This window comes from Parafrankia colletiae (assembly GCF_001854655.1).
GTDB lineage: Bacteria > Actinomycetota > Actinomycetes > Frankiales > Frankiaceae > Parafrankia > Parafrankia colletiae.
Genome location: NZ_MBLM01000044.1, coordinates 1 through 6,939 on the forward strand (window position 1 = coordinate 1; position 6,939 = coordinate 6,939).

The 6,939-nt window shown below is 63.4% G+C and carries 5 protein-coding genes and 1 pseudogene; 1 reads left to right on the forward strand and 5 read right to left on the reverse strand.

Annotated features, from left to right (window positions below):
• The 5 genes from CC117_RS36025 to CC117_RS06915 form a co-directional block, all read right to left on the reverse strand.
• Positions 1–841: flavin reductase family protein (locus CC117_RS36025; protein WP_241829889.1), on the reverse strand; the 841-nt coding region annotated here is incomplete at its 3' end.
• 32 nt (positions 842–873) lie between these two features.
• On the reverse strand, positions 874–1,959 hold the full coding sequence (locus CC117_RS06900) for an LLM class flavin-dependent oxidoreductase (protein WP_071082919.1): 1,086 nt from the start codon (positions 1,957–1,959) through the stop codon (positions 874–876).
• 477 nt (positions 1,960–2,436) lie between these two features.
• Positions 2,437–3,594: a sugar ABC transporter substrate-binding protein gene (locus tag CC117_RS06905; protein WP_131803024.1), complete on the reverse strand. Its 1,158-nt coding sequence runs from the start codon at positions 3,592–3,594 to the stop codon at positions 2,437–2,439.
• A gap of 67 nt (positions 3,595–3,661) precedes the next feature.
• Entirely contained in the window at positions 3,662–4,657 is a 996-nt protein-coding gene (locus CC117_RS06910) for an ABC transporter permease (RefSeq protein WP_071082921.1), read from the reverse strand.
• Positions 4,658–4,709: 52 nt separating this feature from the next.
• Positions 4,710–6,248 (reverse strand): sugar ABC transporter ATP-binding protein, encoded by a 1,539-nt coding sequence (locus CC117_RS06915; RefSeq protein WP_071082922.1) that lies wholly within the window; start codon positions 6,246–6,248, stop codon positions 4,710–4,712.
• A 390-nt stretch (positions 6,249–6,638) separates the two neighbouring features.
• Here CC117_RS06915 and CC117_RS36030 point away from each other — a divergent pair.
• A pseudogene (locus CC117_RS36030) lies at positions 6,639–6,797 on the forward strand (IS256 family transposase); the annotation flags it as partial.
• Positions 6,798–6,939 lie beyond the last annotated feature (142 nt).

Here is a 6,939-nt window from a genome sequence, read left to right on the forward strand (position 1 = left end):
GGTCATGCTCAGAAAGCGTCGCGGGAAACCCGTCATACCAGGCTCGTCGCGTCTCAGTCGACCCCCAAGCCGCAATCGTGTATCCAAAGGGAGGGAAGAAGGGCAGCACCGCACCCACCGGATCGACTGCGTTGGCGTAACCCGCGGTGGCAACGATGAGGACATGATCTTCTTCCTTGGCGAAGACTCGGCACTCCAGACCTACGTCCCTAGCGAGCGCCTCGAAATCTTGGCGAGCCGCATCTGCCATCCGCACGGACTCTGTGAGTTGACCGCGAGTCGCTAGGACAAGGGAGGGAGGCGCGAACGTCCCGTATCCCCCTTGAAAGAATAGGAGGGGCAACGTCGGCGTCTGTACCTGAAGGTCGAGCACCCGTCCAACCACGATCAGATGATCTCCGGCCTCATGGATGTCGCTGATTTCGCAGTCAATCCACGCGACGGCATCCTTCAGGACTGGGGACCCTGTGTCCTGCGCGGGGTCCCACTTGGTCTCGGCAAAGCGGTCAGCGCCCTTGGTGGYGAAGAGGCGGCACAACTCTTCCTGGCCTCCCGCAAGCACGTTCACACAAAACGCCCCCGCCTCCCAAATCGCAGGAAATGTCGACGAACCCCGGTCAGGCAGAAAGGCCACGAGCGGAGGATCCAGCGAGACCGAGGTGAAAGATCCCACCACCATGCCTACTGGTTCACCGCCACTGCCCATGGAGGTGACGACTGCAACCCCCGTTGGGTAGTTTCCCAGCACGGCGCGGTAATGGCCCGGCGCAATCTGGCGAGGCTCTGATTCTCTCGGCATGACGTTGACTCCTTGCTCATCGTCGGTCGGCTGAGTTCCCATTGTTCGTGCGATCCGATCAGCGTGCCGTTGACTCACCCCAGCGCGAGGACGGGTGGTAGAAGTTCTTCGACGGCCGTGCGGTAGCTCTCTCCGGCCCGGCCCTGGTTTCCTCCTGTCCACAGCATCAAACGGTCGATACCGAGGTCCCTGATTTCACCTACCCTGTCGACACATTTCGATGGATCACCCACCAGCGCGAACTTGTCAATGAAATCAGCATCCAATGTGCGGGCCTGTTCACTGGCACTGCCCCCGTGCTCTTTCATGTTGTACGTCGCGGCGATGCGTTCCAGATTCTCTCGATCGCTACCAGTGATGGTGCCGGCTACCTTCTTGTGCATCGCTGAGAAGCGGCTCATGGAGGYGACCAGCCCGCTGGCGAGCTCACGCGCAAGTTCGACGTCCTTGTGCGGGAAGCACGGAATGTACGCGCCGAACGTCAAGCTGCCCGGGTCCCGCCCGATCCTCTCGAGTTCCGTGCGGGCGATGTCAATGGCCCACTTCAAGCGGGAGACGTCCGCTCCCAGGGCGAAACTGATCCGGTCGGCGTGACGCGCAGCGATGGCGATGACCTTCGGCCCGCTGGCCGCGGCCTCGAGTTCGGGCTTGGCATAGTCGTCCGGAAACCACTGAATTTGTGATGTCTCCGGGGCTTCAGCGACTGAAAGTTGGTCGAATCCACGATTGAGTTCGCYGAGGAAACTCGCGGCCGTATCCGTCGAGACCGGTTCCCCTCGAAGGTATTCCTGAATGGCGGACACTGACTTCTCGTAGTACGCGAGCGGCACAGGCGGAACGCCGATGTAGGCCAACGACGAATCTCCACGCCCAATGCTCAGAGTCATGCGCCCGCCAGAGAGGACCTGGATCGCCGCGACGGCACTCGCGATGATCGAAGGATGGCGCGTTGCGGGGTTGCTGGTCCCGGTGCCCAGTTTGAGGTTCGTGGTGGCGGACGCACACAATGCAAGCAACGCGAGGGCGTCCGGGGACATCATCTGCGAGTCGGGGTAGAACGCGCCGATCCACCCGTCCGCCTCGATCTCCCGCGCACGCTCGACGATTCTCCGGGGATCCTTGCTCTCTGCTGGCGAAACGAGGCTGGTCCAGATCTCCATGCCGTACTTCTCCTTTGATGTAGGCCAGCGATGTGCTGACGGCGAGCACGGCGACGGAGCGGACCGCATGTCGACCAAAGCGCGGGCGCGGCGACGTCCAGCACATTCTCTCCCCGCGGACCGTCCCAGTCATAGTGAGCATCCACACTCCCGAAGCGTTGGACGCGGCTGCCCGTTGACGTCCTGCGGGGCGGCCCGAGCGACTCACTAACGTGTCCCATCCGCTTCCGCGCGACGGTCAGGAACACGACTTCGAGCGATTGCACGGGCAAGTCCGGTACCGCCGAGGTCGGCGCCTAGAGACGCACCGAGCTCATCAGCATCCCCGATTTCGGCGATTCGCTTGAGCCTGGCAACCGGGAACGGAACGTCGGGCAGCGACATCACCTCCGTCCTCCACCTCTGTGGGGCGCCAGCGAAAGCACAGCCGCTCCGTCTGAGACCGGCCGCCTGGGCGGGCGGCCGGCCTAAGGCTCGTTAGTTGACCTGCCACAGCTCCTTGAACTGCTCCCCGATGTCGGTCGGGTAGGCCGGGATCTCGTCAGTGGTCTCGATGTTGTCCGGGGTATACACCGGCACCGGGTAACGGTTCCCAACAGTGGGCTCCCCGGCGTCGAGCGCCCGGGCGGCCGTGTCGAGGATCGTCCAGGCGGAGGTCTCTTGCGGGAAGCCGAGCCAGAACGCGTTCTCATCCTGCTTCAACGTTTCGAGGTTTTGCGTATTCGGAATTGCGCCGCCAACCTGCACATCGACGGCTGCTTGAGTAAGCGCCGGACCGATCCCCACCGCGAGGTCGCCGAGGGTGAAATAGGCGAACTCGATAGAAGGGTCAGCCTGCAACGCGGAGACCACGGTGTTGGTGGCCGCAGGGGACCCGATGTCAGCGAACGGAATTTCGGTGTAGGAGTAGTCGCATTCCTTGCACTGATCCTTCAGGACCGCTTCCAGMGAGTCAGCCGAAGCCCGCAGTGCGGGGGTTGGGAGGGAGAACACCGCCACCTTGCCCTTGCAGCCGATGGCCTGCATAACGTTGTAGGCGCCGAGCTCCCCCACCTGGGCAAAGGTGTCGCCACCGTACGGGGTAGCCCCGAATCCAGGAACCGACTCCGGCTCCTGCGCGGTTGAGGCGAYCTCGAACAGGACTCCCCTTTCCTTCGCAGCCTCGATGGGGGCCTTTAGCGCAGCGGTATCGATCCCGTCGACCTGGACGATGTCGGAGGAGGCGACTGCGTCCATCGCCTTGCGGTTGAGGTCCTCCACCGACCCGTCGAAGGACACGGCCTTGGCGGTCCAGCCGATCTCGGGCGCGATCTTGACGAGCTCTTCTGACAGTAAGAGGGCCGTCGGGACCTGCGCCGGGGCGAGCCGGGTGATCGTCAGTCCTTCGGTCGGGGCCTTACTGAGAGGCGTGAGGCCCTCGGGAAGTGTCTCCGGCAGCAGTCCGCGTTCGTCGAGGTACGCCGTCGCGTTGTCCACGCATTCCTGCTGTGGCGCCGACAGGTCGCCGCCTTCGGCGTTGTTGCCGCCGGAATCCCCAGTCGAGCAAGCGGCCGCCGAGAGGACCAGCGAACCGCCGGCGACGGCGACGAGAAGGCGATTCCGCTGTCTGGTGAGGATCGGGAGAAGAGAGGGCATCACTTACCTGCTTCCATCAGGTCAGGCGCCCTCAACGGGCACCTGTTCGGGATATGAGTTGCTAGAACTACGCCTTGCGGCCTCGGACTGCGCGAGCGGTGATGCTTACCGCGACGAGGAGGACCAGGCCTTCGACCATGTCCTTCATCCACGGCAGCGACGGATACTGAAGTTGGAGGCCCTTGACTGCGATAGTCAGCAGGTACAGCGCGGTGATCGTGCCGCGGACGTTGAAGCGGCCAGGAAGGATCTGGGTGGACCCGAGAAATGTCGCAGCGAAGGCGGGCAGCAGATAGGGGGTTCCTGCGCCGAAGGACGCCGCGCCCAGCTGCATGGTGAGGATGACGCCTGCGAGGGCTGCTAGCGCGCCTGTCATGATCAGTGAGAGCCACCTCAGACGTCCCACCCTGATGCCGGCGAGTTTTGCGGCCTGAGGGTTGGAGCCGATGGCGTAGAGATAGCGACCGATGGGAGTGTGTTCCATCATGTACCACAGGGCAACAGCCACGGCGGCGAGGTAGTATACTGTGATCGGCACGGTGGCGATCGACATCGTTCCCAGGTTTGTGAAGGTTTCGCCGGCGTCGGCGAGAAGGGCCGTTTGGCCGTCTGCGGCCCAGAATGACAGGGCGGCGAGGACCGACGACATGCCGAGCGTCGCGATGATCGATTCGACCCCGATCGTGGAGATGAGTAGGGCGTTGACTGCACCCACCAACGCACCGGCGGCAAGGGTCAGGATCACCGCGAGTACCCACGGGACCCCTCCATCGTTCAACAGCGCCCCCATGAAGCAGATCGAGAACGTCATGTTGGCGGCAATCGAGATGTCGAACGTGCCGGCAGCCAGCGACACCGTCACACCGAGGGTCAGGATCCCGGCGATTGCCGCACTGCTCGCGATGACTCTCGCGTTGCTCGTTGTGCCGAAAGTGTCAGGCAACATCACCGAGAACACGACGATCAGAATCACGGCGAGATAGAGACCGGAGTACCTATCCAGGCGCAGGACGCCGAGGAACATGGCCGGGCGGCGTCCCGCGGTGCCCCCCGGATCTGTCACGTACGGTGAATCCTCACCAGTCGCGCTGTCCGCGGGGGTCTCAGGGGTGCTTCTAGAGGGCATAGCCGTTTGCTCCATCGTCGTCCGCTTCATCAGTGAGCCCCAGGCTCGTGTGGACCAGACGCCTGGTCTGGATGTCGTCACCACTGAACTCGGACATAATTCGCCCGTGTCTGAGAACGACCGCGCGATCGGAGAGACGCTCGAGCTCTGCCTCGTCCGACGAGCAGACCAGGACCGCAACGCCTCGGCTCGCTACGTCGTCGATCAGGTGGTGGATCTCGGCCTTCGCCGCGACGTCGACGCCCTGTGTGGGCTCGTCGAGCAGAAGAACAGCAGGATCGGTTTGGAGCCACTTGCCCAGGACGACTTTCTGCTGATTGCCGCCGGACAGGGCCTCGATCGGGGCCTCCAGAGAGGGAGCCTTGACCGACATCTTCCGGCTGACGCCGGCTGCCTGGCGACGGTCGTCACCGACGGGGATCCGACCACGTCGAAAGAGTTGTCGAAGCGTGGTCAGGTTAAGGTTCTCTCGAACGTTCAGCCCAATGACGACACCGTCGCGCAGTCTGTTGGCCGGAACTAATGCGACTCCAAGGCCAGCTGCGGCGTGCGGGTTCGACGCGGGAAGCGCACGACCACGGACCGAGACGCGCCCCTCGCGGGACTTGGCCCCGAAGATCAGTGAGCAGAGCTCTTCGCGGCCTGAACCCGTGATGCCTGCAACGCCCACCACCTCACCGGCATGGACAGTCAGGTTCAGCCCTTTCAGCTCGGAGCCTCCGACRCTCGCGAGCTCGAGCACCGGCTCACCGAGGTCGGCCGTCGAGCGCCGGCGCGCCTCGTCAACGACACCGCCCGTCATCAGGTTGACCAGCGACCGCTGGTCAAGCTCAGAACAAGGCTTCGTCGCTACCCGGTGCCCGTCGACCAGGACAGTCACTCGGTCCGCGAGCCCGAAGACTTCCTCGAGGTGGTGCGACACATAGAGAATGCCCACGCCCTGCTGACGGACGCGCTTCACGATTGCGTGGAGCCGTTGAACCTCCACCTTCGGCATTGTGGCCGTTGGTTCATCGAGGATCAAAACCGACATGTTGCCGCCGGCGCTCTGCAGCGCCCGGGCGATGGCAACGGCTGTCTTCTCGACCGGCTGGAGCTCGTCCACGGTCTTACGGACGTCGACTTCGTAGCCGACCGCCTGGATAGCGGTCTGCGCCGCCTTCTTCTGGCGACGCCAACTGATCCGCCCGCCGAAGYCCGTGGCATACCCGTGTCCGAGTGCAAGGTTGTCGACGACGGAAAGCGCGGGGACTAGGCCGAGGTCTTGATGCACGAACTCCACCCCCGCGTTGTGGATGTCGTCGGGGTCGCCGAGTTCCCGAGCCTGCCCATCAACAAACGCGGTCGCCCCGGGGTCCGCTCTGTGGAATCCCGCGAGGATTTTGATCAACGTGGACTTTCCGGATCCGTTCTGACCTACCAGCGCATGCACCTCACCGGGTGCGATGTCTAAGGAGACGTCGTGGAGGACACGTGCACCGCCGAATGTCTTCGAGACCGACCTAAGGTCGAGCCGGGGTGCCGTCATCACGATCCTCCTCCTCCTGAAACTGAATCTTTACTAACCGGTCATACTTGTTCGCGGCAGCGTAATCGAGATCACGTTTTCACGCAAGGGGGGTCGCACGCTCGGCCCCGCACCAATGCCACGGCTACGCGACTGGCGACCTGCAGTTGGCTCCAACACGGCACGACCGCCTGACCCTGGACCTCACCTAGACCCGGTCGGAAGTGAGTCGCAAGGAGGGTTGGACGCTGGCTCAGCTCGCCGCATTCCCAGCCGGGCGGAGTGGAGTCTAGAGACATGGTGTACGGATTGTGATCGCTCAACGACTCGCCGGAATGGCGGTCCGTGACGTAGAGCGACCAACGTGTGATCTTTTCGAGAACCGCCAAGAACTCGAGGAGGAGATACGCGATGGCCGTGCGCCCGACTGTGACCGATGCCGAGGGTTTCGGCAAGGAACTGATGGCAGCGAGACCGGACCTGTTGCGCTCGATGGTGAAGGCGTTCGCGGAGGCGTTGATGGGCGCCGAGGTGGAGGGCGTCTGCAATGCGGAATATGGCGAGATATCCGGCTCTCCGCACTGAGCTGGAATGTGTGATCAGTCGATCACGCGGCCGTTGCATAGGTGGTGACGGGTTGTAGCCAGACGGGGCGGGTGGAACGGGACGCGACGTAACGGGCGCGGCGTTGCTGGTTGGCGACGTTGGTCAG